Raw genomic sequence first — 26354 nt, 5'->3', positions numbered from 1 at the left:
CCCTCGTCCACCTCTGTCCCTGTCAGTTCAAGTAGTTCTTGTACTGCTGCACTCTACTATCTGATGCAATCTCTCCAAACTTCTGGCTTGTAGGGATCCAGGTGAATCTGACACCACCAACTTGTCCATTTCTATTTTTGCTTATTAGTATTTCAGCTATATTTTTAAGCTCTGAGGATTTGTTGTAGTATTCATCTCTATATAGAAACATTATTACATCTGCATCTTGTTCTAGAGATCCTGAATCCCTCAAGTCTCCAAGCTGTGGTCTGTGATCTGCTCTTTGTTCTGGGGCTCTAGAAAGCTGAGACAAGGCTATAACTGTTATATCAAGCTCCTTTGCCATATTCTTTAATGCAGCAGATACCTTGCTCACCTCCTGCTCCCTGGAGTAGGCTTTCTCCTTAAGCCTTACAAGCTGGATATAATCAATAATCACCACATCTAATCCTCTTAGGAACTTTAGCTTTTTACATTTTGATTTTATCTCATTTACATCTAAGGCCGCGGAATCATCTATCTGCATATCCTTCTTATAAAGTCTAGAATTGGCATTCACTAGCTTTACCCATTCATTGTCCTTTAGGTTACCACTTCTTACCCTAGTCAAATCCAGATGACAGGCCGAAGCCAGCATTCTATGAGATAACTGTGCCTTACTCATTTCTAAACTAAAAAAAGCTACTTGTGAATGCTCTGATATATTACTCGCTAAGTTAAGTGCAAAAGCTGTCTTCCCCATAGATGGCCTAGCCGCTAATATTATAAAATCTGTTTTTTGAAAACCACTTAGATATCTATCCAGATTCTTAAAGCCTGTAGATATACCAAGTAACCCTCCGCCCTTTCCATAGTTTTGCTCTATATTTATCATAGACTCCTCGATGCAGCTGCCTATAGTTTGAAAGCTCTTAGCATTGCTGTAGTTTATGTTAAATATTGAATTCTCTGCTTTTACAAACAACTCACTTGCAGCAATTTTATCCTTACAAGCCTCTTCCAGCACTTCTTTAGAGGCAACTATGAAATTCCTTTTAATAGCTTTATCCTTCACAATAGCAGCATAGTCCAAAATATTTTCTGAAGTCATATACCCTTCCTTGAGCTCCATCAGATAAGATACTCCACCAACCGTAGTTAGCATGTCCATACCCTTTAACTCCTCAGCTACAGTAATAACATCAATACTCTTATTCTTTTTGTACATGTTTAAAATACAGGCAAATATAAATTTATGAGCTCCTCGATAAAAATCACTTTCCTCTAAAACCCCTATTAATTCATCAACATTACCCTTTTCAAGTATACATCCAAGCACCGCCTGCTCTGCATTTTCAGATTTTGGTACTGATCTTAATGTATCCATAGTTTCCCTCCCAAATTAAAGATTTCCTATATCTAAACTCAGCATCTGATATCCCGTTGGCTCTAACTTGATAACAGACTCCTTCGAGCACTAGGTCTTATCATAAAATATTTATCATAGATTATTTATCATAAATTATAAGTATTATACTTATCTGCTATGTCTTATAGTTGTCCCACTTGTTAACAAAATTTATAGCTTCTAATTATCTTCAAGTAAACTTCTAATAACAGCTAAAAACCTTAAAAATATCCATCTGCTTTAAGCAATTCGTCTTCAATTAAATAATTCATCATATCAGTACTGAAGTAATCTATATTTCTTTTATTGAAGTGCTTATCCTTCTTTTTGTAGACGTTGATACTTTTATTTAAGTCCTTATCCTTCTTCTTGTAGATGTTTATATTATTGAGCCTAATGCTATTAAGATTAATTTTCTTATTATTGCCGTTATTGTTAATATTGATATTATTTTTATTGCTGCTATTTTTATTTTTTACATTACTCTGATTATTCTTGTTGTTATTACTCATGTTATTGCTGTTGTTGCTAGCACTAATGTTATTACTTTTATTACTTTTATTACTTTCATTGTTATTATCCTTACTATCTTTATTGATATTAGCTTTATTAGTCTTATTTTCATTACTCTCACTGTTTATATTATTTTCCTCATTGTCAACAACCTCATAATTCCTATTAGTATTTTTCCCATTATCAATGACCTTGTAATTCTTATTAGTATTTTTCTCTTTGTCAATACAAACCTTATAATTCTTATTAGTATCTTTATCATTCTTATTACTGTTATTACTGTTGTTGCTCTTGTTGCTAATACTCATCTTGTTTTTATTTTTAATGTTCTTATTGCCTTCATCATTGATATCCTTATTATTATTTTTATAAATATCTGTATCTGTATTACCATTAATATCTTTATTATTGTTATTATTAAGATTATTAAAAGAATTATTATTAGAATAATCATTTGTTCCGACTATCAATCCTGTTTCTGTAGGATTTTCCTCCTGATGCCTTATGGATAATAATCCGTTACAAGATGAATTTTCTTCCATACCTTTGGCTTTCTCTATCTTACTCTTTAATTTTGACATATATTCTTCTACTAAACTTCCTAAACTTCCAGCTACTTTGGATGATTGAACTTTAGCCTCTTCATCTTTAGAAGCTTCTCTTAACAGCTTTATTTTCTCTTCAAAATCAAAATCTTCTAAAACACTAGTATCGGCAATCAGCTTTAATCCATCAAGCATTTTATCTTGCTTAAGCTCCTCTTCCTCATACATTTCAAGATCCTCTGTATACCGTTCTTCGGTGTTATACTCAATTTCTAAAGCTCTTATATTCTCCGCCACATTAAAGTAATCAAAGTCATCAGTTTTTTCAGGCAGCTTATATAGTTCCTTATGCTTAAGCATCTCCATTAACTTAGCGTCATATTCCGATGTAATCTCGCTGAGATTATGATTTTCATCTATTTTACTGGACTTTTCAAAGCCTGCATCACAAGCTTCTATTTTAGAATGCCTAAAATCTTGATTGTAATCTGCTGTATTAGCATTCTTTTGTACGTCCAGTTCTTCACAACTATTAAGGTTACTTGAAGATACCTCACTGATATCCATCGTTGCTTCAACTTCATCAAAATCATCAAAGTCTACTAAAGCCTTAAGCTTTTCATACTCCTCATAGCTATCCCATTCTTCGTAACTATCCCATTGTTCATAACTGTCCCACTGCTCATAGTTATTCAATTCCTTATAGTTATTTACTTCCTCGGAACTATTTAATTTCTCATAGACATCTAATTCCTCATGTCTATTTAGTTCCTCATAGACACTTAATTTCCCATGGACATTTAATTCCTTATGTTTATTTAATTCTTTATGCTTATTTAATTCCTCATGTTTATTCAATACCTTAGTTCTGCTTACTTCCTCAAATTGTTCTATCTCAGAATCTAAATAAAAATTCTCAAACTGATTAGCTTCACACTGATCAATTATCTGCTGGTCAATAACCTCAAACCCTCCATTGCTTTTAATAGCGTCCTTTACCTTATACTGATAAAGCAGCTCACCATAGCCATCCCCTAAGGTATAATAAGAGTATTTTCCATTGTTAATAATGGTTTTATGCTTCAATATATTTAACTGAACAAGTTTCTTAAATCTTCTATATACACTGTCCACATTATTAAGCTTTAAAATAGGATACTGGTTAATAATGCCCTCATATTTCACCCAATAATACACTTCTTTATCAATAATCTCACTTCTCATCTTCAAGGTTTCCATGAAATCTACAAAATACCTCAGTATTGCAGCATCCTTGATATCAAGACCAAATTCCATAAGCTTATCCTGCTTAAATCCTAAAATTGAATACTTCATAAATATTCCTCCAGTTAGAGCTGTTTACTATAGATATCCAACTTCAATTATTAATTTATACATGGCCGATAATCCCCATAAGCCTGGATTATATAACATGCATAAATTAAGTTTTCATAAATGATACCTATATCTCTTTATCCAACATAAAATCCTTATATAAGTTTTGCTAATATAGTCATAGATCTTATATCAACTTATTAATAAAACGACTTTCTTCAATATGCTTATCTAATACAATCGTATTATATGTTATTTTTGTAATTATTTGGTGATTTTAATTAATTTGTAAGAAATCCTTAAGAATCTTAATATTTTTATGGGCTTTTTGAAGTTATGAATTTTAAAAAACGCCCTGCTTTCAGTTAGAATATTTTGCATTTTGATTTTTAATGGAAATGTTCACACTAAGTATTTGATGATACCAAGCATCTTAATATATAATAAAATATATGTTTAATTATGGAATCTTACTATTATCTATATTGATTACCATAAAAGATACTATCTTATGAAAGTTATTCTTTTTAATAACTTAATTTTAAGACAATCAAAAAGTAGGTGATTCAAAATACCAAATAAAAGAAAAAAGAGAGGTAGAAGAAAAAACAAGATAGAAGTAATTCATAAAAGTGCTTTTATTGATAATATTGTGCAATCTTACAATATCCTTGGTGTACTATCAGCACTGTGGGCACTATTTTACCCCAGTCCTTTTAAGCTTTCCATTACTATAAGCATAATCTTTGGATTAGCTGGATTTATTATTTTAATTATATTCAATAAGGATGTTGGCTTTATTGTAACAGATGGTTCTCGTCCTTCTGTTGGAATAACAATCTCCCTTAATTCATTATCCATTAGTCTTACAGGTTTTATTTGTAGTAATACTATTTATACATCTATATTTTGGATATACTTTACCATAACATGTATAATTCTAACTTTATCCATGATATTTATAAATCATGTTTCATTTAAAAATATTACATCATTATTTTTTCTTCTAATCTCAATTCCATCATATTCTTTTGGTTTGATAACAAATATTAATTATCTATATGATAATTCTAATCCGACCCTATACACTACCTCAATCATAAATAAAGAGATCTATACTAGCGGTGAAAAGATAAGAATTAATGTTGACCAAGTGGTAGTATCTCCTTGGGGCAATATGAATGGCAATTCCGTAGTTGCAGTATCTGAAGATTCTTACAACCAAGTTTCTGAAAATGAACGAGTATTTATTGGCTTGAAACACGGGTTATTAGGAATAAGTTGGTACTATCTTGAACTTTAAGTATTTTTAATATAGATAGTCCAACTATATACTACAAATCCTCGTGAAATTTCTACTAACAATTTAGCTATTTGCTAAAAAATAAGATCTACCTTAAAAGACTTTTAACTGGATTTGCAAAATTGTTTAAATAAGCTATGAAACTTATTCCTAAACAATAAAAAAATACCTGTGCATGTATAGTAACTAGCTACTCCATATATTGAATAAAAACTCTGAAACTGTTATAATTACTGACTAATAAACTGAGAAATGGAGAAAATTATGAGTATTAAAAAAGTACATCACATATGCATTCAAACAGAAAAATACAAGGAATCTCTAGATTTTTACACAACAATCTTAGGCTTTCAGATAGTTAACGAAACTCCAAACTTTCATGGAAGATCCTTTAATACCTGGTTAAAGCTTGGCGATTTTATGATTGAACTTCAAACTCCTAAGGAAGGTGATAACTTTAATAAATGGAATTCTTTAAATGCAGGACCAGTACATATGGCATTTATGGTTGATGATGTGGAAGCAGAATATGAAAGAATTAAGTCACTTGGCTATAACGATTTTAAGCTTAAAAATGGCAAGGTAGTTTATAAGGTTTTAGGAGAAGCTCTCCTTAAAATAAAGGCTCCAGAAGGTACTGAAATAGAGTTGCGTGCTACTGATATTGTAAGTTGAATTTAATATCTTTCAAGTAATTGTGTAGATAAAAACAATTTAGATTTGCAAACTAATTTTTATTGTATTCCAATAGATAAAAACTAGTATCACAATATTAACTAAGAAGGAGGGAGTCCTCTATGTTAAAGAATATAAACAATAAACCTATGGATGAAAATGAATTTTGGAATATAATATCCATGTTAGATTGGAGATACTCTGGTGATGATGAAAAAGTACTAAAAAGAGCAATCAATTACTTATCTAAAAAGCCCAATGAAGACATTTTTGCCTTTTATGATATCCTATCAAAGCTTCTCTACGATTTGGATGGGATTCAATATGCAAAGAATATAGGAGAAGATTCATATATAAATGAAGATGAACCTTTCTCCGAAGACCTATTTTTATATGCTCGGTGCGTAGTTGTTGCAAACGGCAAAGAGTTATACTATGAAGTTCTTAATACCCCCAGTGAGATGCCAAGAGATTTAGAGCTTGAATCGCTTTTATACATTGCTCCTGAAGCTTATGAAAAAAAGAATGATAGTGAGTTTGAATATGTATCTAAGTATGATTTCGAAACCTTTAGTAATAAGCATAAATGGATGACTCACTAGTTATAAATGGATAGTGACTCTTATTCCTATGAAAAGAGTAATTTTTTATTAAATTAAGTTGCCATATAGGGACTCTTTATTGAGTTCCTAATTTAATAACACGGTTTAAATATGTTGTAATATTGCAAGATTAACCATAGAACTATGGAGGTGACAGAAGTGCTTTATATATTAGGACTAACAATTTATATTGTTGTGATTTTCTTAGTATCCTATATGCTTTATAAAAGCATAATCTACAAAAGGTATAATTCCTTCGAAACAATAACTGAAGCACAAATGCTCACACCTAGCTTAGGTCAAAAAGTTATATATTACATGACCCTTTTACAAATGCTTATCATATTCATAGGTCTTCTTATATTTGATTGGTTCCTAGTAAATTTTCTTCAGGAGAAGCTAATAGTTCCAAACAATGCTCTTCTGTACCTGAAAACCTCTGAATCAGAGATAGCAGTAATCGCAGGAATCTTTATAATCATCCCCTTAGTTGGTATTATTATGATGTTCTTTCATAGTAAAGATTATGATTTTGTTGCAATATATAAAAAACTCCCTACAGGTACCTTACAGCAAAACCTTGTTCCTCTAACATCTATGCTGCTTATTTGCTTTATATTAGCATTTCCATTTTATATTTTAGGTATGGGGGACTATGTGTATTTCACAGACGATTATGTGGCCGTAGATAATTTTTTCACCTTTTCTGAAAAACATTATTCTTACTCAGAAATAAAAGAAATTAAAACAGAACTAACTGTCAATGTTCACAAAAATAATTATAATTTTTCCTACACAATACTTTTCAAGGATAAAAGCTCAAAATCTCTTCCTATAGATACATCAAATGATATTATAAAAGCAGAGACTATACTAAAATCAAAGAATGTGAAAATCAATCATTCTAAAATATCAAAACAAGTCCTTGAAGACATAAAGTCTAACTATAATAAACATATAACTGAAATCGTGGAAAATGTCTATGAAGTTAACTGAGAATTAATAGGTAATAGATAATAATATATTTAGTGATCCAACTTTAACTATCAAGTTATGCATGTTGGAAGATCCCAAGAAACTACGATTTTCCAACATGCGTAACTTAAGCTTTCGTAATATAACCCTATAGGGAACCAACCTCAACTATTAATTTATATATGCCCGATAATCCCCAGAAGCCGGTATTATCGAACATTTATAAATTAAGTTTCCGTAAAGATACCTATTATAGGGTTCCAACTTCAACTATTAAGTTATGCATGTCGCAAAAATCCTCAGAAGCCACGATTTTTGAACATACATAACTTAAGTTTTCGTAATGGAACCCTATATATAACACCCACCCAATTTCGCCCAAACTACATACATTATATTGAAATTAATGCTATAATTAGTATAATTAAATTAGAATATAAGAGATTTTTGACACTAGAAAGGTGGACCAACAACATGAATAGAGACATGATTCTTAACATCTTATCTACATTGGTTTTAATAATAGGCATCGTAAACATAATTATAGCTTCTTTCAAACCTGCAAAATTAGTTAAATTAGATAATTACAAACTAAATGGTAGAACTTATACTATAAAGGATAAGCCAGGCTTCATAAAACATAATCAGAAGGTTTATGCATTATTCGGCATAATATGCAGCATTATTTCTATCATTACACTATTAAAAATAGGTGATTTTACTTTCTTTGCAGTTGGAGTAAGCTTTACTGTTGCCTTTCTTGGTTTAATAAATTCCATATCAATAAAGAAATTTGCTTAATTTAATAGGTATGATTTAAAGATGTACTCTTCAATGGAAAATATATAAAAAAAGCTTCGTGAACTCACCGAAGCTTTTTTTAGTTAAATATCCTTCATTCATAATCAGTCTATAAGAATTCCCGCTCCAGTATAAATGTATGGAGTATATCTGCTTAATGTAATTTTTCTATTAGCTTCCACAATAAATTCTTCCCAATTAACATTGTCAACTCCATCGCCATATATAGCTGATGAATTTAACATCTTGAAGGTATCATCTTCATATTTGATTAATATATAATGCAATGCTAACCCATCATTTTCATAGCCACACAAAATAATTGCATACTTATTATCACCTGACTTTACCTTATCCATAACATCCATGTCTAACCAAGACATGTTAAGTTTCTCTGCAAATGAACCAAGATAGCTATTTGGTAATCCACATAAAAATGAAGGAGATTTCCAATTATCACTTAATTCCATAGCAATTTTTTGTGGACTCGAGCACACTTCTGATATTCCAACAGTATTAAAACCCAATTGTATTCTTTCATAAATACTATCCACAAAAGTTCTATCATTTATATGTGTGTCCTTATTATTCTCCCACAAATAATAAGCAATTGAATAGGCGCCACAACACATACTTCCTTTAGGTTGGGAAACATATGGCTTCATAAAAAACACCTCTCATCATTTCATTAATATAATTATTTTTTCAAAGGTTTTTAACTATTTTAACTCTTTTGGGTTTAGGTTTTTGTTTTAGGTTTTTGGTCTAGTTTTTTTGGTTTAGCTCTTTTCACTTCATGTACTTGTCCCAATTTTATACATTACATATATAATAAACCAACCTAATCTTTACTGCAAGATACTCGAATTCTAATAAGTGCTATCGTAAGTCACATAAAAAATATATAAAAATATTTCTTAGCAAGGTGTAACTTAAAAGCCCTATCTACCCTCATTATATATTTAGCTCCCTATTGGTATGTTTTAAATAAATGTTGTTAGTATTTTTTATGCCCAAAATATGTGACTTTTTAATCTAAGATCCTAATGTAATATTACTATAGGTATCCTTTAAAAAAACTTAATTTATATATATTTTATGATACCGGTTTCTTTGGATTAGCAGATGTCATTACTTTCAGCAAACTTTGCCAAACTTCCTATAGCATGAATGAATTAATGGTTTAAGTAGGATACCTATAAAAAATTCCTATATAGAAACCTACCAATTTATACTTGTCCCAAAATCATAGCTTATAGGGATTTTCGTCCACGTATAAATTAATAGCTGAGTTATGGGAACTTTATACTAGTAGCCTATTCTTAAATATAACTTTCGCTGTTGCAACTATGAAGAAAATGCCACCCACATTTCTTTAATACATTCCTATATAGTAGTAAAAATTAGTATGATACTCTATTGAAAGCTTGTTTCAGGTTAACATTCAATATCAATGCATCTGAAACCCCTTGGAGTTCAATGCCTTATCAACGCATAATTAAAAATATTAATTTCTACCCTATACATATAAATTTTGCTCTCTATCAGTATGTATTAAATAAATGTTGTCAGCACTTTTGATATCTAAAGTACATTCCTCATTAATTCAAGATTATGATATATATTTACTGTTTTAAAAATTTTTAATATAGCTTTCACTGCTGCAACCATAAAGAAAATATCCACCCACATTTCTTTAATACATTCATATATAGTAGTTAAAGTTAGTACTATACTCCCTTGATGACTTATGTAAGATGCATGACTCCTATTAGTATGAAAAAACTGCTATAGAACTTGTCTATTCAATGCAATAATTCAATTCGATCTTGTATTTTATTTGTAAATACTAGCTTTATATGAATTTTCGTCTTCATAGTATAATCTGTATTTTAGTAGTAACTATTTAAATCAATCTTTAGACACATACCTATTTAATACTTTTATCAGAATTTACTTAAATCAAAGTCCTAAAAATATGTTGGAGACTGAAGCCATATTGCTTTAACCTATTATTAATAATTATTTTAAAGATGAATTTCTATTTAAAACCAATATTGCCGCTACTATAAGAAGTACACCCATAAAGGCTGGTGCAGCATGACCTAGTGCTACATAGATTTGACCTCCAATGATTGGCCCAATCATTCTTGCTAAGGCCTGGATAGATTGACTGCCTCCTTGAATTCTTCCTTGTTCACTAGAAGCCACGGACTTTGAGAGCATACCATTGAATGAAGGTCCAAAGATTGAATCACCAAAGCCAAATATAAACATTCCAATGATAAAAATAGGATAGAAGGAGAATAACGCTGATGCCGCAATAAGACCGTAGCCTGTCATCTCAGAGACCATTCCAAGAGTTGCTATTTGTTTATCACTAAGTCTTGTCAAAAGCCTTGGCATGATTAACCCTTGTGAAACAATATCTTGAAATCCCATTATTGAAAACATAAGTCCTATTATTGCAGGCTTCCAGCTGAAGGTATCCATTGTGAACTGTGAAAAAACTGCTTGCAAAGAACCGTTAGGTATCCAAAGTAAGAATGCTGATATAAGAAGTCTATTTAAGTTTTTCATGGAAAGTATGCTTGCAAGCTGTATAAAAGGATTTAGTCTTCCTACAGTGATTTCTTGAAGTCTATTATTCTTAGCAAGACTTTCAGGCATAAAGAAGTAGCCATAAACCACATTCACTAAAGTTATTGCTGCTCCAAAGTACATTGGTACTGAATAACCAAACTTTGCAAGCAAGCCGCCTAGGGTTGGACCTATTACCGTCCCTACACCTACAACTGCACTTATCCAACCAAAGTATTTAGTTCTTTCTTTTGGAGGAATTATGTCTGCAAAATATGCGAAGATAGTGCTTATGCTACCACCGGTTACACCTTCTATTATTCGTCCAGCAAATAGCACCCACAAAGCTCCGCCTATACCGAATACTAAGTATCCAATTGATGATCCTAAAAGGCATACTAAAAGCAATGGTCGACGGCCATATTTATCACTTAAAGCTCCAAGCACTGGAGCTGCAAAAAATACACATACTGCATAAACAGAAGTCAGTAGTGTAACCACTATAGCTTGCTCTCCTGGACTGGTTGTGTAAGGCTTCACTAAGAATGGAACTACAGGTGATATGATACTGAAGCCTATTCCACATAGGAACACAGATATAAGACCAAATATAAGAGCGTGTCTATCTACAGTTTGTACTACATTGTTTTGATCAGATGATTTAGATTTGAACATTTGAATTCTCCTATCTATTTTTTGTTTCCTAGGAAACATATTTGATACATTCATACTATATGATTTTTGTTTCCTTGTCAACAAAAAAATAAAAAAACAATAGTATTATCACCTTCGCTAAACTTTACTATTTTTTCTATCATAAATATTTATTAAGGAATGCAAAGGCTCACTGAAGTAATATTCTTCAGTGAGCCTTATTTATTAGTTGTCTTAGATATGAAAAACTTTATTCTCTTACAATACAACCAAGCTACTTTTACTTATATTTTTAGTAGACTTTGCTTACGTGCTATAAGTATACAACTTCAACTGTTAATTTATATATTCCTGATGATCACCAGCCCCCGGGATCATCTTCCCCCCATAAGCCATGATTATCGAACATACATAAATTAAGTTTTCGTAAATAATACCTATAGATTAATTTACAATAAAAAAGGCAACCTCCTCCCAATTGAGTTGGCTACCATTGAATTTATTCTCATAACTTATTCTTACTCTGACTTATTATTTATATGGTTTTTCTTTATTTCCTCGTCCAAATGTTTACTATAACTTTCTATAAATTTAAGCATACCATCAAACTGCTCATCAGTTACATTCTCAAATATAACTTTATCACGCTCTTGAAACTCTTTATGCAGTCCTTCATGGATTTCGTAAACTTTTTGCCCTTCCTCAGTAAGCCTAAAATAAATTTCTTTCTTATTATCTGGCTTTTGGTAGCTTTCAATTAGCCCTTTACTCATGAGCTTTTTGGTTAATTTACTTATAGCACCATTAGTCATATAGAAGGCCTCAGCAAGCTTTGTCACATTAGGATCAACATTGCCTCCAATATATTCGATGCAATGTACTTCAGAAGACTTATAATCCTTAAGAATATCTTCCATCTTGATTTTATTAAGTGAACTCATCTTGTTAAATAAGTCCCTGAATTCTTTTATTACTTGCTCCCCTTTGTTCATGCTTTATCCTCCCGCTAATTGGTACATTAATACTATTATATTAAATTATTGTTTCTCTTTCAACAATATAGAGTAGCTATTTTACAACATAACTTACCACCTAACAAACTCAACTATTCTAATCCTTCATCAAATAAAGGCTAATTGTCCCTTAACAGTGATTAATTTACTAAATTCACTAAACACTTTCTATCTCAAAGATTTTTTATATTTTTTAAAATACCCTAGCCCAAAATTAAAGTAAAGTGCGCTGAAAGCAAAATAAAATACTGTTCCAAATGTTCTCTTAGAAAATAGATTTATTATTGTAAATGCTAAAAAAAGTAAAGCAAACCCAGTGTTAATAATTCCCAAGCTTTTGTTCATAGTGGCTGACTTCATCTTCCCAGTACTTTCTATTTGATTAACCCTATATTTGTAGGCAACATAAGGCATAAAATTAAATACAAATATAAACAAATCAATTATCACAAGAACAAATAGTGGCCAAAATAAATATTTTGAAATTATCACACTAAAAATCATTAAAATAATTAAAAGTATTCCTGCTATGGAGGAATAGATGGATCCTCTCTTGGTTCGTATCCTCATACTCTCATACTTATCTGTTTCTGTGTTGTAGTCTGTATAGATAGGTTTAGTTCCAGGCTTAGCTGAAAATATATGCATGTTCCCAGCTGAGCAAGCCTTCTTCCAACCTGCTTCCTCAAATAATGAAAAGTATTCTTCATCTGCATCTGCTTGATAATCCAGGCAATATGAAAGCTCCTGTGGTTCAGCTTTCTTAAATTTGTAGAAAATTCCTAAAGCAAAGCCATCGATTAACCACCCTTCACTAGCGTATTTCTTAAACTTTTCCATATCCTCTTCTTCACTAAAGGCAAGACCACCGCTCAATACATATTTGTTTTTCATAAACTCCAACTCCTTACTCACAAGATAGAAATTTCTCAGCAAACTTTATCATCTGTTTTTTTCTTCTTATCTCATTTTTGAGCATCTCTCGTCCCTTTTCCGTTATCTTATACACCTTTTTATTTTCTTCCACCGCTAAGCTTAACTCTACTAGTTCTGCTGATAGAAGCTTTTTCAAGGTTGTATAAAGCGAAGCCGGCCCAATGCTTACTTCATTATCAGTAAACTTTTCAATGGCCTTCATAATTAGATATCCATGCTTTTCCTCAATTACACTAACTAAGATGTAGAAAGCAGAATCAGTTAATTCACCAATATCTATAGAATCTTTTCTCGGCATAAACTACCTCTTCTCCTTCTCAATTATATCATTTAATGATATATCATTTAATGATATATCATTTAATATAATATATCATTAAATGATATATATGTAAACCCCATAATATACATTTTTTGTAGCAACATTTTTTTAATACATTGCTATATAACCGAAATATAATTTAAGAGCTTTCCTCATAAATTTCCACTTCTTTATAGATATTTTATTTCTTCATACCATCATCCCAGCAAAAATGATATTCAGATAAAAATTTATCTAGACTTAATTTTTCAACTTAGGGGCAGCTTTGCTATAATTTCACAAAACGCTTGCACACCATCCGCTACAAGATGTATAATTTAGTAATAATTTCCTAAAGTAACAACCCATGATGCTGCTATCACAGTCAAATGCGGTAATTCATGGACATGGATTTTTTAGTTAACCATCAAATTACTTTTTATAATTAAGGGGGGAAAACAATGGGGTTTGAGGTTGAAAATATGGATGTGCATTTTAATAAATGTGCTTCAAATTATGACAGGCATTTTTATGAAGATCTTGGTATGAGTGAGTTCTATGACGAAATAGAAAAGCAGATTATTAACTGTGGTGAGCCTAAAAACATTTTAGTTCTTGGCTGTGGTACTGGCCTAGAAGTAGAGAGAATTAAACATTCTTCTACAGTTACAGCCATTGATATTTCAGATGGAATGTTAGAGCAACTGAAGGAAAAAACTTTGGATCCAGCTGTGACACTAAATACAATTTGTGGTTCATACTTTGATATTCCTTTTGTGGAAAATAGTTTTGATCTTGTGCTTTCAACTTACTCTTTGCATCATTTTAAGTTAGAACAAAAGTCAGAGCTATATAAAAAGATATACAGTGCATTAAAAGTAGGTGGAGCTTTCATCAATGGTGACACAGCTTGCAATGACAAAGCTACTGAAATAAGCTTGCTAAACCATGCTGAAGAGATCTATGAAAAGCAGCAAGTTCCCTTTGGAACCATTCATATTGATGTTCCTCTTGCTCTTGATACAGAAACCACCCTACTTTCTGACGCTGGTTTTAAAAGTATTTCATTAGAAAAAAGATGGACCAAGGCTGCATTAATTAAAGCAGAAAAATAACATTTTTTATTTAATTGCAAATTTTAAGAGAAGTCACTTCAGACTTCTCTTTTTAGATTTTTTAGAAAAGCAATCATCAAATTATGCATATTCACTACATATTAACTACTTTTCCAACTGAAAATTCTTTAATTTTATATGATAATTAAAACTATTTGATTGAGAATAAGTGGCTAGAGCAGCCCCCACAGATAGTAAATCATAGAGAATTAGCTAAAGTTTAATTCTAAAGACTATTAGAATAGTTAGTTTTCTTAATATATAGAAATGAAAATCTGTTTCTCTGAATAGATATGCTAATTTAATTATTAATATCCCAATAGATATCTCTATAATCTTTTCGATCTCTATTGGGATAAATCTTAATATGAAATTTACGATTGCTTAGCCTTATCTTTTCCACTTATAACACCTTTTAATTCTATACCAAGCCACATCAGCAATGTGGGAAGTAATGCTGCAATGAAGTATACAAAAGGACTTTTTATATTAAAAATATTAATTAAAGGTAAGAAATAGGCAGTATAAACGCCATATATTATCCAATTAGAATTTGACGATATAGAACCAAAACCTATTGCAGCAACACTTATTATCCAAATCACTGTCCCTATGCCGAAGATTATAGCCACAGATTTAAGATTATCCAATACTGCCCCCTTGCTATCCATAAAGGACCCACTTAACAAATACATTATAAATATTAAGGCAATATTCAGCATTGATATTTTTTTATCAGCAAATCTACAAGTGATAGCATAGGACAAATATGCTACTACACATATAATTACATGAGCTTTTAACGCTTTATAAAAATTCATCAATTCACCCCCTTATTAATTATTTTTATCTATATATTTTAAATTGAAATACTGTATCTTCATCCTTTAATTAATGGCTCAATAATCATGAAATAAAGCTTTCCTTGAAAGTAGCTTTTTAAGTTTTCCCAAAATCTCAACTTGTAAGCAAGCCTAATTATAGTATAATATGTACAAATCATAATTGGAATAAAAAGGGGGTGAAAAATATAAATTACACATTCCTTAACTATTGATTTTTAAGTAATTATGCTACCTTTAACTGTCAAAGTAAAGTTATGTTTATTTTCTATAGCTCTGTTAATTTTCAGTTGCTTGTACAAGTTAATGGTCTACTTATAGCTTTGTTTTTGAAGCCTATGCTTATGTATTTAAAAAATGTTGCTAATACTTTTATTCTTGCTCTTATTTTCACTAAATATTTTTTCTAACCTATTAAATATGGATTATAGTTTAAAGGATCATGATTATTTCAGCATGAATATCTTATTTATAAAATGCTCAATTATTCTACAATGATATATTAAACTAACTCCACCATTTACATTGAGAGGCATATATGATAGCCTGTCTTTGCTATAGCCTTATTCAATGTGGGTATATATGCAAGGCTATAAAACCCAGATATGAGGCTGCTCAATGTTAATGGCTAATATATTTGCTTCGTAATTTTGATGCATTTCTATTTTAGAGTTTTTCTATTTTCTACCTTCTGCTATTACTATGGACACTGTTCTTTTAATCCTTCACTCTATTTTTTCAAGTATCTAGCTACCACATTTTATTATCTATATTAATGTACTAAAATAATGTTGCTATTATTGTATATCTATACCGCTTAGTAATAAAACTTATATCTATTTCTATTCTAGAATACCTAATCCAATATTTAAGCCTCACTGAGATATCCTTGTGAATCCCTTATAATATAAGTTCTTATAAAGTTATTCTCTTTTAGAAAATTTTCATTCATTAATTTCAAGTAACTTTGCCCACCGTTGGTATTTACCAACACATAAAGTTCAAGATATCTTTGTAAGTATTTTGTGGCAACTCCTCTGAAAACCGCTATAAACTCTCTAATATTTCTCCTTAAATATATCATCCTAGGATCTTTTTCAACTTCCATAAATCTCTTCCCGTTGTACTCTTTAGCAATTGTAGCTGAGTACCCATCCTGATTATACGGCACAATATAGGATTTTTTGTCAACTCTTGAGAATATCTTTTCTTTAAAGAACTTCATCTTTATATGAGGTTTAACTGAAGTTGCAAACATGCAGCCGTTATCTGAAATAGCGCTAAAAACCCAAATGCTTTTCCTTGGGTTTCTCAAATCCCACATATTCCATTTACTTTCCTTTATTTCTTTACTCTTTATGTCTCTGCAACCTTTAAAGCTTTCTTTACAATGCACTCTTCCTGCATGGACGACTCCCCCTAGGACTTCCTTTTTTACTTGTAAAGTCAAGCTATTAAGGATCTTATGACGCCAATAAAAAGCAGTAGTTAAGCTTATTTTCAATTCTTTAGCAGAAAGTCTCAGAGATTTCTTTTCTAATGTAAATTTAAGAAATCTAGTCCATGCCTTAATATCTTTCTTTGAATAACTCCATAATGAACTAGTAGAATTTGAGAAAGTTTTATCGCATTCACTGCACTTATATCTTTGAATATGATTGTAAAACCCATGTTTATTAAAAGTCTTGCTACCACATTGTGGACAACATTCAACTTTTCTATTTTTGTAATACTCTTCTTTTGAAGTGTATTCAGTATTGAATTTATCATCACTGGATTTGCTTTTTGACTTCACCATGGAAACACTCTCCAATACAAGTTAATAAGAATTATTAGAATGCATATAAAATTTTCATATTAAACATTTCTATATACACTATTGAAATTCTTGACAACTGGCTAAGTTTTTAATCCATTTCTTCAATAAATAAATGCTAACAACATTTTTTTAGTACATTCATATAGGCATTTTGAAAAATAAATCTCCCTATATCTTCTTCAAAGTTAGTTGTGATTTAATTTTTGTTATAGGAAATTTTTGTATAAATAATTATTCATAATTTTAATTGCTGGCTCAAGTCTTACTTATACTAAATTTATCCTAATATTACTTCGCCCACATTTTTTAAATACATTCGCATATAGAGTTAAAACTGTATCCCACACCCCTGCTCTCTTAAAAATGTTATCCATAACACCCAAACTATAGTATCTTCCTCCACATAAAAAATGCGCAAAAAATTGCTGAAGCATCCTTCTCCAGTAATCTTTTTGCGCAAAAATAAAGCATCAAACCAATCTCTTGATTTCACTCCAAACAATTATACAAACAATTCTTTATTAATAATAATTAATTTGTCAGAATTTTATCTTAATAGCTGCCATATTACCTTTTTCATTCTCTATTAATAAAATAAACTATGTTTCAAATCACTACGTAAATTCACATTTCTAAGGCCTAATACTACATCATCTTTCCAATCATTCAATGGGTGTTATATCTTTACCACATATTTAACTGAAGCTAAAGTTAAAGTTAAAGTACTACTTTCTTACATATATATTTGACACCACTGTATCATAAAAACCTGTCTTAGTATAAATCTTAAAAGCCTCATTGCTTATTCCAGTACTTAAATATATGCTTTTCATATTATGTTTACTTGAGTCATTGATAACATGATTTATCATAGCTTCTCCTATGCCCTTTTTCCTATGATTTTCATTAACAACAAGGTACTCTAGTCTTGAAAAGTCTACATTATCTAAGTAAGCCCAAACAACTAAGCCAAGAATATTATTCTCATTGTCCAGTACACAGCCTACCTTATATTCATCTCTAAGCAGTTCATTAAAATTATCTCTAGCTCCATCCCAATCAAAAGTCTTATCTAAAATATAAAAAATCTCATTATTTTTTGAGACTTCGTCCTTGTCCAATTCTAATACTTGCCACTTAACTTCTCTTATTGTATTATCTATATCATATTGCATTTCCCTTTGCGTAGTTTTATATTGCCAGCCCATAGCTGTATAGCTTCCATTTAAGGCTTGGTTCTTATCAGTGCATACCCCTGTTAATTTTTCAAAAGTATATTTCTTGCTTTCCAATATTAATTTTATAGCTTTCATGACATTTTCCTTATTAAGATATTCATCAACTAATATGGGACCTACAAAATAGGCTTCATTTTCCCCTTCAGTATATAAAAAGCCCCCTATGCCTATAGGTTCATCTTCATCTAATATTACACATATGCTTTCACTTAATTTGTTGTCATAAAGCTCAACCTCTGATATCAATTCTTTCATATCCTCACATCTAGGGTACCCTATTCCCATATGATGATTTTCATTTGAAAGCTTAAGCAACTTGTCTATAAAATCATAATCTTTATCTGTATAATATTCTACTTTAAACTCTTTCATAAAGTATCTAGCCCCCTTATTGTATAGTATTTATCATATGTTTAATTATACCCAAGGCTAATACATTACTTAAGATATTTTACATTGCATAACTAATTGTACCTCTAATATTCAGTATCCATAAAGCCACTCATAGGATTATCCCCCTAAGTCTAATATGCTCACAATCTATACAGAACCATTTATTAGATTGAAGTAACATTTTCAATCATGTTATCATTGCCATGTGGAAATCCAATGATAACTGCCTTTTTTATTTGTAGATTGATGAGGCTACAGCTATTGGATCAAATTCAACTATTAAGTTATGCCTGCCTGATGATTACCAGAGCCCGTGATCATCTAATCACCAGAACCAGTGATGATCTGGTTTCCAAAAGCCTAGATCATAAAACATGTATAAATTAGTTTTCCTAAAGGATACCTATATACATATGAGCTATTAGAAAATTAAAAATTTAGAAATGAGGTAAAAACTTACATGAAAACTTTTATAAAGAAAAATCAATTTAATTATATAAAAAGATGCTTAAACGACTTGGCCAATAATTACAAGTCTTGTGTAGATATCAATGTTGTTGAAGCTTCAAAGGCTTATACACAGGATAAAATATTAAATCTATTTACTAATTTATCTGAGGAAGAAAGAGAAATTCTAAATATAAGCAAACTAAAGGAAGCCTCTCAAATAGATAGCTATTTAGCTGATTTAGATAACTATGTCTATGGAATGGCTACAATCACAAGTGCGCAGGTAAGCAAGTTATTTAAGAAAGAAAAGAAGCTTAAGTTACCAGAATTAAATCAAGAAGCTTCAAAGAAGGTGTATTTAGGCTGGGTGGACAAAGCTAGCAACAAACTATTTGTAGCCTACAATATGGACGAAAAACTCATAGGTATGGCTTGTAGAATAACCAACGGCGGTTCCAGCAAAGCTAATATATGTTCATTGTGCAACTGTATTCATGTGGACAATGAAGTGATCTTTGTTTCACCTATTTGTAAAGTCTCAAATGCCGGTGAAGGCGGATACAAGTCAATAGGTTTTAGCATTTGTGCAGATAGTGAAAAATGCAATGAAAGAATAGAATCAGTAGACAATCTTGAGAAAATTTTAAAGGATGTTAATAATATAAAGTGATAAAGATATTAACCATGGGCCCCACCTGCAAATAACAAGGCAAACTACCATTAATAAAAATGCTAATCTATCAAATATTATATTATGATTTTAAAAAAATACATTATTTTGTCGAAATACCGTAAAATTTGTTTATTTTTTCGGTATTTTTTTAATTCACTTCATTTATTTATTAACCAAAGCCATATAATTCTACATTATTTCCATTGCTTTAGCTAGTACTAAAATGATAAAATTTAGATAAGTCTATAGTATTAGAAAGAGGGTATGCATATGCCGTTTCAACTTATATTACTAAGTATATACTTCTTTTTCGCAGCACTGCTTGCAGGACTTTTTGCTACATATGCATTTTCAAAGGGAACCAACTGTTTAATAAGAACTTTTTCAGCCTTGTGTCTGCTAGTAAGTATATGTCTGTTTGGTTATTTACTTGAGCTTAATAGTAACTTATTGCCTCAGATGATATTTTACAACCTTATTGAATATACTGCACTGCCATTTTACCCAGGTTGCTGGCTTTTATTATCTCTAATCCATACCAAAACGATTAGAACCTTTAAAATAAGTGTTGCATGGTTAATATTTATTATTCCCATTTTAACTTTCTTCATAAGGTTTACCAATTCAATACATCACTATTTTTACAAATCAATGACCTTAAAAGAACTGTGGGGCTTGAACTTTTTATATTTAGAAAAGGGACCTTGGTATTTAGTTTTTAATTCTTGTATGGTGCTTTATCTCCTGGTATCAATATACGTATATATGAAAAATTATAAAAAAGTTACTGCTTTTGAAAAATCCACTTATAAAGTTATGATTTTAGCTTCATTACTACCATTTATAGGTTTGGTATTGATACTAGTTAATCCTATGCAATTAGGCCTTAACTATATAGCACTATTATTGCCTTTTTCCCTATCCTTAATTCTTGTAGCACTTTTTAAGTATGATTTTCTTAGGCTAAAGACCTTGGCTAGAGAGGTTTTGTTCGAAAAAAGCACTGAAGCTATGATTTTACTAGACAACACTAACAGAATCATGGATCACAACACTACAGCAGAGAGTATTTTCAGCGAATTGAAAGGTCAAGTAAATGGGAAAACTATAGAATATGTACTATATAGACATCCAGACTTTATTGAAGCTTTGAAAAGCGATTGTAATCAGGACATAAAATCTATCTGCGGAAGCAGCGAGGTATATTTTGAGATAAAAATTCTAAAAATAACTGATGATTTCGGATGTACAGTTGGAAGACTTATAAATTTGGTTAATATAACTGAAAGAAAAAATGCTCAAGAAGCCCTTAGTATATTAGCTACCACCGATTCTTTAACGGATTTGTACAACAGAAGCCGATTTGAGGAATTAGCCAAGCTTACAATGGAAAGAGCAAAGCTTTACAATACCACTTTTTCACTGCTTATGATAGATATAGATCATTTTAAAATAATAAATGATACCTATGGACATGGTGCAGGAGATGCTGTATTAAAGCATTTAGGAACCCAAATGAAAGACTATTTTAGAAAAACAGATATATTAGCCCGTCTAGGTGGAGAAGAATTCATAGTTATTCTTCCAGATACAGAGTTAGAAGATGGTGAAAATCTGTCAGAAGTGTTCCGCAATATGATTTCTAAAAGACCAGTAGTTTACCAGGACAAATCAATATCCTTTACCTTAAGCATTGGAATTTCAAGATTTGATCCTAAACTAAGTAATTTTGATGAAATAATGAAGCTTGCTGATGATGCCCTGTACCAATCAAAGAAAAACGGTAGAAATAAAGTAACTACTAAGGTTGCTATCTAGAAATGTTAAACTGTCAAACCAACAGCTTACCAATTCAACAAGCTAACAATGAAATAAGCTATTCATTTACAAAGGACAAACGGGCTTGAATTGGTCAGGCTTATAAACTAATTATATAATATTATAATAGTACTCTTCTAAGGTATAGTGTTGAACATAGAAAATAATAAAGTAGAAAACAATAAAATACTAATAGCAACACAAGAAAATATCAAGTATTAAAAGCTCTCATTTCCAATTCAGTATCAACGATTAAATTAATTTATGTTTAGAAAATCTTCTTAAATTGATTTTTTCTTTTTCAGAAAATTAAGAAAATATCTTTATTCCGATAATTTTAAAAATAATATCTTAGGTTGCTTTGCAACCAATAAAATTTTTTCTATTTTTTTGTTCCATAGTCTTTCTTTTTATCATCACCTTTGTTAAAATTATATTGTTATAGGTCTCGTATTTTTATATGTTGATTTAATCGTGATATATCTTCAGATATTAGAGGTTCTCGTCGAAAAGATTCTAATATTCTTGAAGATATTTCTTTTATACCAACTTTTAATTCTCTTATTGCTACGCTACCTTTTTCTAACAGTTGTCTTAATATGTCTGATATCTGTATTAATAAATAGTGGTTTTTCATAGCTTGATAATTTAAACAACAAGCATGCTCTATGTCATATCTTATATTCTTCTGGTTATTAAAGCCTTCATTTTCAATTTTCCACCTACTTCTACCAGCAGATACAATTTTGAACGCATTTCTTTTGGTAATCTGTATATTCGTAACAAAAACAAAGTTTTTGGTCGTTTTTTCACGGCTGTCTTTATCTTTAGATTTCTTAAAAATTGTCTCAGTAAAATCTACGGTATTAATAAATCTATGTTTATATGAGACTTCATTAATATAAGTTGCATCCCAACTAAACTCTTGTTTTTCAAAAGCCAATGTAGAAGTAATTTCGTTGTTTTCAAAGCTTTTTATAACCTGAATTTCTTCCCAGAGAGTTTTGGCTCTTCCTTCTTTAAATCTAAAGATAAATTCCCAATTATACTCATCACATAATTCATAAATCGGTTCACAAGCATAAAGACTATCCCCTAGAAGACAGATATTTAGCTTTCTAAACTTGTATTTTAATTTTTTCATTAGCCTTTTAGCTGCATTTATTTCACAATCCTGTTTGCTGACGCTCTCGTCCTCATTTTCAACAAATTCAGTTAATATACTAAATACCATATCTCCTAAGACTAACTTTGCTTCTAAAACCGTATGATAGTATACAGTTTTTTCTACTTCTCCAGTTTCTTTATTTTTATATTCTTTTTTTAAACAGTGATCACAATGCCTTTCGTTAAAAGAATATAGTTGTGAACCATCAATGGCAATACACCAGTATTTATCCATCAATCTATATTTCTCTAATGATCTTTTTCTGAAAAGTTCTCTTATCATGTAGTCTCTAATTTTTTCTAATTCACTTACTTCTAACTCTTTTAGAAAGTTATTAATTGTATCATAATGTGGTATTTCTTCTAAAGAATCATATCCTAATGACGTCGCAATATTTTCTATTACGGCGTCATTATTAAAATCTTTTGTCATTTTGTTCATGCTTACTATGCCTGAAACATTTTTCATTATTACCGTAAATAGTATTATTTCTGGTGTATAAGTAACATAATTCTGATTTCTTTTGTCTTTTACAATTGCTAATTTTTTATTTAGATCTTTAAAAAAGTGGTTTTTAATTTTCGAAAATTCTCCGAAATAATTTATTTCATTCTCTTTTTTTCTCTTTTGTTTTCTTGTCATTTTATCCATATTTCATCCCCGCAAACGTAGTAAATTAGGCACTTTCCCTTATTATATTATACCATATTTTATTACATTTTTGGATTTTTTTAACTCGAAATATATTTACTCCTTAATGCTGTTTCCAATTACAGTGGATAAGAGAGCTTTATTTTTTTCTTATAATCACTACTTATATAATTTAATATTCTAATGATTACTTTCTTACAATTATTTTTCCTACAATTACTTTTTTATAATTACTTTTTTATAATTACTTTTATAATTACTTTCATATAATCAATTTTCTTGTTACTTTAAGCCATGTTACTTAAGGCTACTTCTTTTAAAATCCCCTTAAAATGCTTCAACTTAATAAGTTATCTTAATATACTACCGCTGCTAGCTTTAGCTTCATATAGCATGTCATCAGCTTCATTGATAACTGCTTCAAAATAGGTACTTTCATCAGGTGTACATATTGAATAGCCTAAGCTAATAGATAGCTTATAAGGCTTTTTAGCTGTAGCATTGTACACTTGGAAGTTATTATTTATATTTTCTATTAGATTTCTTGCAGCATCATGGGAGGATTTATTCACTGCTATGGCTATGAACTCATCACCACTTACCCTTGCAACTATGTCTTCTCTTCCGAAGGATCTTCTTAATAGAGATGCAGTCCTTTTTATGGCTTCATCTCCCTCTTTATGGCCAAAGGTATCATTTATTATCTTCAATTTATTCAAATCACCGTAAAATAATGTGAAGCTGCTTCCGTTCTTAAGGCAAGCATTGAAAAAATTCTCTCCTCTTTCATAAAAACCTCTTCTGTTTAGAAGTCCAGTGAGTTCATCAGTATACACTGCCTTATTTTCTTCAACTAATTTTTCCACTTCCATAAATGCATCGGAGAAATTTGATGCAAGCAGATAGGATTGGGAAAATATAAATATGAAAAATCCAGCTGGTATCAGCGAATTTGTATATATTATGCCTGCTTGAAGGATTATATCGTGTATAACACTAATCAAAAATACAGTAAATCCAAACAATATTATCAAGGCTCCCTGATTCTTATTCATAACAGCTTTGATAATCATGTATAAAATATATACGAAAAGGGCCAGTATCCATATTTCATAATACAGTAGAAAATCATCATAAATTTGTATCCTTGTAAATATTGTTACCAAGCTGACAACTATTGATATAATGTTCATGAGCTTTACCAGTTTTGATGAAATCTGATTACCCAAAATTTCTTTAAAAAACATTATTATAAAAGGTAGCGAACAATATACTGTGAGGTATGCAAGCTTATTAAATAAAGAAAATGATATATTAGGAAATACATCAAAGATTATTCTCTCACCTACTATCGCATTTCTCAAAGCAATCAATAAACAAAACACTCCAAAATACAATGTGGCTTTATTGCTTGGCCTCTTATAGTAAAGTGCAAAATGATATATACCCATTATAAATAAACATCCAATGATAAATGCATCTGAAACAACACTTCTTATATAATCGTTTTTCAATTGCTTATTATAACCTATGTAGATGTTTTGAACCTTCCCAGTTACATTATTATAATTGGACATTTGAATAACAATCTCATTTTCAACTACGTCATTTCTGAAAAATGCAATCTGGTGTTCAAAGCTTCCCAAAGCACCATCTACATCCCTGCTTACCTTTCCAGTGGAAGTAACTAACTGTCCATTAATCCATATCTTTGAAGCTGAAAGTATGTACTGACTTTTTATACCATAAAGTGCGTCTTCATTAGGCTTAAGCTTAACCTTTAGCCTAAGGGTAGCATAGCCAAATTTAGGCAGACTTTTGTTCTTAGCTGTAGTAACAAAATTGTTAGGCACCTTGAAATAGTCCACTGAAGCTTTATTATAATTCCCCTGCTTAAAGTCCTTTGGTTCTAGCAATTCTCCACTATATATTTCCCACTGTCCATCCAATTTGGCAAGTCCATCTTTTTGAAAATTCCAACTGCTTAAATCAATTCTTCCATCACTAGCCTTTGGCATTTCCCTTTTCCCATTACTAATAAACCCAAAAAGAATGAATATAATTAAAAACAAAACTATAAGCACTAAACTTTTTCTTTTTCTAAGCAAATTATTTTTTTGTACCATTACCAATAGTCCTTCCCCAAATGTTCTTGCCTATTATTAATAGAATAATACTATATCATAAATAATAAAACCTAAATTAACCTTACATCCTAGTATACACAAAGTAACACTTTTTCAATAATTTAATTAGCTTTCATAAATATTATGTTATTTATACAATATTTCCACTATTACATATAGAATGTTTTTTCTCAATAAATCCAAAGATTTTTTTAACTTTATTTAACAGAACTATACTTACAATTGTAATCTACCTCATTGTTTTTGGAATATCTCATTTGATTATCTATTATACATAGTAAACTAACCATTTGATATAAGGCATAATCTATTGTAAATTCGTATATTTTCAGTAGTAAAAAAACTAAATCGAGTAGGAGCTGAATAATTATTTTATTCAGCGTCCTCTCACACCACCGTGCGTACCGGTCTGGTACACGG

At 30.4% G+C, this 26354-nt stretch carries 21 protein-coding genes; 8 read left to right on the top strand and 13 right to left on the bottom strand.

The features are described 5' to 3' along the window. Positions 1–22: 22 nt before the first annotated feature. The 3 genes from dnaB to C1I91_RS28125 all read right to left on the bottom strand — a co-directional run bounded on the left by dnaB (position 23) and on the right by C1I91_RS28125 (position 4641). The gene (gene dnaB / locus C1I91_RS11105; protein ID WP_128212948.1) at positions 23–1366 is read right to left on the bottom strand and encodes a replicative DNA helicase; all 1344 of its coding nucleotides are present in this window, start codon (positions 1364–1366) and stop codon (positions 23–25) included. 242 nt (positions 1367–1608) lie between these two features. Continuing rightward, positions 1609–3780, bottom strand: coding sequence for a hypothetical protein (locus tag C1I91_RS11100; protein ID WP_128212947.1), 2172 nt, complete (start codon positions 3778–3780; stop codon positions 1609–1611). A 702-nt stretch (positions 3781–4482) separates the two neighbouring features. Continuing rightward, entirely contained in the window at positions 4483–4641 is a 159-nt protein-coding gene (locus C1I91_RS28125; protein WP_164880503.1) for a hypothetical protein, read from the bottom strand. Between the two features lie 175 nt (positions 4642–4816). On the opposite strand from C1I91_RS28125, the gene C1I91_RS11095 reads away from it, so the two are divergent. From C1I91_RS11095 to C1I91_RS11075, 5 genes are all read left to right on the top strand, one after another. After that, positions 4817–5083, top strand: a complete 267-nt coding sequence (locus tag C1I91_RS11095; protein ID WP_128212946.1) for a hypothetical protein — start codon at positions 4817–4819, stop codon at positions 5081–5083. Between the two features lie 264 nt (positions 5084–5347). After that, positions 5348–5758, top strand: a complete 411-nt coding sequence (locus C1I91_RS11090; RefSeq protein ID WP_128212945.1) for a VOC family protein — start codon at positions 5348–5350, stop codon at positions 5756–5758. A 122-nt stretch (positions 5759–5880) separates the two neighbouring features. Beyond that, positions 5881–6360 carry a DUF4240 domain-containing protein gene (locus tag C1I91_RS11085; protein WP_205694304.1) on the top strand — a complete coding sequence of 160 codons (480 nt, stop codon included), beginning with the start codon at positions 5881–5883 and terminating at the stop codon, positions 6358–6360. Between the two features lie 159 nt (positions 6361–6519). Next, the gene (locus C1I91_RS11080; protein WP_128212944.1) at positions 6520–7356 is read left to right on the top strand and encodes a hypothetical protein; all 837 of its coding nucleotides are present in this window, start codon (positions 6520–6522) and stop codon (positions 7354–7356) included. A 453-nt stretch (positions 7357–7809) separates the two neighbouring features. After that, positions 7810–8136 carry a hypothetical protein gene (locus tag C1I91_RS11075; RefSeq protein WP_128212943.1) on the top strand — a complete coding sequence of 109 codons (327 nt, stop codon included), beginning with the start codon at positions 7810–7812 and terminating at the stop codon, positions 8134–8136. 104 nt (positions 8137–8240) lie between these two features. Here the strand turns inward: C1I91_RS11075 and C1I91_RS11070 are convergent, their stop codons facing one another. The 5 genes from C1I91_RS11070 to C1I91_RS11050 form a co-directional block, all read right to left on the bottom strand. Next, positions 8241–8801 (bottom strand): hypothetical protein, encoded by a 561-nt coding sequence (locus C1I91_RS11070; RefSeq protein ID WP_128212942.1) that lies wholly within the window; start codon positions 8799–8801, stop codon positions 8241–8243. Positions 8802–10158: 1357 nt separating this feature from the next. Then, positions 10159–11391, bottom strand: a complete 1233-nt coding sequence (locus C1I91_RS11065) for an MFS transporter (protein WP_238475967.1) — start codon at positions 11389–11391, stop codon at positions 10159–10161. Between the two features lie 497 nt (positions 11392–11888). Beyond that, a complete protein-coding gene (locus tag C1I91_RS11060) occupies positions 11889–12362 on the bottom strand; it encodes a MarR family transcriptional regulator (protein WP_128212941.1) in 474 nt (157 codons plus the stop codon). A 189-nt stretch (positions 12363–12551) separates the two neighbouring features. Beyond that, a complete protein-coding gene (locus C1I91_RS11055) occupies positions 12552–13277 on the bottom strand; it encodes a DUF2812 domain-containing protein (protein ID WP_128212940.1) in 726 nt (241 codons plus the stop codon). 13 nt (positions 13278–13290) lie between these two features. Next, positions 13291–13617, bottom strand: coding sequence for a PadR family transcriptional regulator (locus tag C1I91_RS11050; RefSeq protein WP_128212939.1), 327 nt, complete (start codon positions 13615–13617; stop codon positions 13291–13293). A gap of 464 nt (positions 13618–14081) precedes the next feature. Between C1I91_RS11050 and C1I91_RS11045 the strand changes: the two genes are divergently transcribed. Then, positions 14082–14735: a class I SAM-dependent methyltransferase gene (locus C1I91_RS11045; protein ID WP_128212938.1), complete on the top strand. Its 654-nt coding sequence runs from the start codon at positions 14082–14084 to the stop codon at positions 14733–14735. A gap of 374 nt (positions 14736–15109) precedes the next feature. On the opposite strand, the gene C1I91_RS11040 is transcribed toward C1I91_RS11045, so the two are convergent. The 3 genes from C1I91_RS11040 to C1I91_RS11030 form a co-directional block, all read right to left on the bottom strand. Beyond that, a complete protein-coding gene (locus C1I91_RS11040) occupies positions 15110–15556 on the bottom strand; it encodes a hypothetical protein (RefSeq protein WP_128212937.1) in 447 nt (148 codons plus the stop codon). 889 nt (positions 15557–16445) lie between these two features. Next, the gene (locus C1I91_RS11035; RefSeq protein WP_128212936.1) at positions 16446–17375 is read right to left on the bottom strand and encodes an IS1/IS1595 family N-terminal zinc-binding domain-containing protein; all 930 of its coding nucleotides are present in this window, start codon (positions 17373–17375) and stop codon (positions 16446–16448) included. 746 nt (positions 17376–18121) lie between these two features. After that, positions 18122–19006: a GNAT family N-acetyltransferase gene (locus C1I91_RS11030; RefSeq protein WP_128212935.1), complete on the bottom strand. Its 885-nt coding sequence runs from the start codon at positions 19004–19006 to the stop codon at positions 18122–18124. Between the two features lie 481 nt (positions 19007–19487). Here C1I91_RS11030 and C1I91_RS11025 point away from each other — a divergent pair, with 481 nt between their 5' ends. Next, on the top strand, positions 19488–20147 hold the full coding sequence (locus C1I91_RS11025) for a FusB/FusC family EF-G-binding protein (RefSeq protein WP_128212934.1): 660 nt from the start codon (positions 19488–19490) through the stop codon (positions 20145–20147). A gap of 273 nt (positions 20148–20420) precedes the next feature. Further along, on the top strand, positions 20421–21968 hold the full coding sequence (locus tag C1I91_RS11020) for a diguanylate cyclase (protein ID WP_164880502.1): 1548 nt from the start codon (positions 20421–20423) through the stop codon (positions 21966–21968). Positions 21969–22407: 439 nt separating this feature from the next. Here C1I91_RS11020 and C1I91_RS11015 read toward each other — a convergent pair whose 3' ends face one another. Together C1I91_RS11015 and C1I91_RS11010 are read right to left on the bottom strand one after the other, a co-directional pair. Beyond that, positions 22408–23787 (bottom strand): transposase, encoded by a 1380-nt coding sequence (locus C1I91_RS11015; RefSeq protein WP_128212932.1) that lies wholly within the window; start codon positions 23785–23787, stop codon positions 22408–22410. Between the two features lie 350 nt (positions 23788–24137). After that, complete coding sequence (locus tag C1I91_RS11010) at positions 24138–25913, bottom strand: diguanylate cyclase (RefSeq protein WP_128212931.1); 1776 nt, start codon at positions 25911–25913, stop codon at positions 24138–24140. Positions 25914–26354 lie beyond the last annotated feature (441 nt).

It is taken from the genome of Clostridium manihotivorum, from assembly GCF_004015185.1.
Lineage (GTDB): Bacteria > Bacillota > Clostridia > Clostridiales > Clostridiaceae > Clostridium_AR > Clostridium_AR manihotivorum.
Note: the sequence above shows the minus strand (reverse complement) of the source record. Positions and strands in the feature narration are given on the sequence as shown.

Excerpts from the sequence above, each read along its gene's own strand:
- C1I91_RS11035 (WP_128212936.1), bottom strand. The coding sequence starts at position 17,375 with ATGGTGAAGTCAAAAAGCAAATCCAGTGATGATAAATTCAATACTGAA.
- C1I91_RS11025 (WP_128212934.1), top strand. The coding sequence starts at position 19,488 with ATGAAAACTTTTATAAAGAAAAATCAATTTAATTATATAAAAAGATGC.
- C1I91_RS11085 (WP_205694304.1), top strand. The coding sequence starts at position 5,881 with ATGTTAAAGAATATAAACAATAAACCTATGGATGAAAATGAATTTTGG.
- C1I91_RS11010 (WP_128212931.1), bottom strand. The coding sequence starts at position 25,913 with ATGGTACAAAAAAATAATTTGCTTAGAAAAAGAAAAAGTTTAGTGCTT.
- C1I91_RS11045 (WP_128212938.1), top strand. The coding sequence starts at position 14,082 with ATGGGGTTTGAGGTTGAAAATATGGATGTGCATTTTAATAAATGTGCT.
- C1I91_RS11015 (WP_128212932.1), bottom strand. The coding sequence starts at position 23,787 with ATGGATAAAATGACAAGAAAACAAAAGAGAAAAAAAGAGAATGAAATA.
- C1I91_RS11050 (WP_128212939.1), bottom strand. The coding sequence starts at position 13,617 with ATGCCGAGAAAAGATTCTATAGATATTGGTGAATTAACTGATTCTGCT.
- C1I91_RS11055 (WP_128212940.1), bottom strand. The coding sequence starts at position 13,277 with ATGAAAAACAAATATGTATTGAGCGGTGGTCTTGCCTTTAGTGAAGAA.
- dnaB (WP_128212948.1), bottom strand. The coding sequence starts at position 1,366 with ATGGATACATTAAGATCAGTACCAAAATCTGAAAATGCAGAGCAGGCG.
- C1I91_RS11060 (WP_128212941.1), bottom strand. The coding sequence starts at position 12,362 with ATGAACAAAGGGGAGCAAGTAATAAAAGAATTCAGGGACTTATTTAAC.
- C1I91_RS11065 (WP_238475967.1), bottom strand. The coding sequence starts at position 11,391 with ATGTTCAAATCTAAATCATCTGATCAAAACAATGTAGTACAAACTGTA.
- C1I91_RS11040 (WP_128212937.1), bottom strand. The coding sequence starts at position 15,556 with ATGAATTTTTATAAAGCGTTAAAAGCTCATGTAATTATATGTGTAGTA.
- C1I91_RS11070 (WP_128212942.1), bottom strand. The coding sequence starts at position 8,801 with ATGAAGCCATATGTTTCCCAACCTAAAGGAAGTATGTGTTGTGGCGCC.
- C1I91_RS28125 (WP_164880503.1), bottom strand. The coding sequence starts at position 4,641 with ATGGATAATGAATTAAGGGAGATTGTTATTCCAACAGAAGGACGAGAA.
- C1I91_RS11100 (WP_128212947.1), bottom strand. The coding sequence starts at position 3,780 with ATGAAGTATTCAATTTTAGGATTTAAGCAGGATAAGCTTATGGAATTT.
- C1I91_RS11020 (WP_164880502.1), top strand. The coding sequence starts at position 20,421 with ATGCCGTTTCAACTTATATTACTAAGTATATACTTCTTTTTCGCAGCA.
- C1I91_RS11030 (WP_128212935.1), bottom strand. The coding sequence starts at position 19,006 with ATGAAAGAGTTTAAAGTAGAATATTATACAGATAAAGATTATGATTTT.
- C1I91_RS11075 (WP_128212943.1), top strand. The coding sequence starts at position 7,810 with ATGAATAGAGACATGATTCTTAACATCTTATCTACATTGGTTTTAATA.
- C1I91_RS11090 (WP_128212945.1), top strand. The coding sequence starts at position 5,348 with ATGAGTATTAAAAAAGTACATCACATATGCATTCAAACAGAAAAATAC.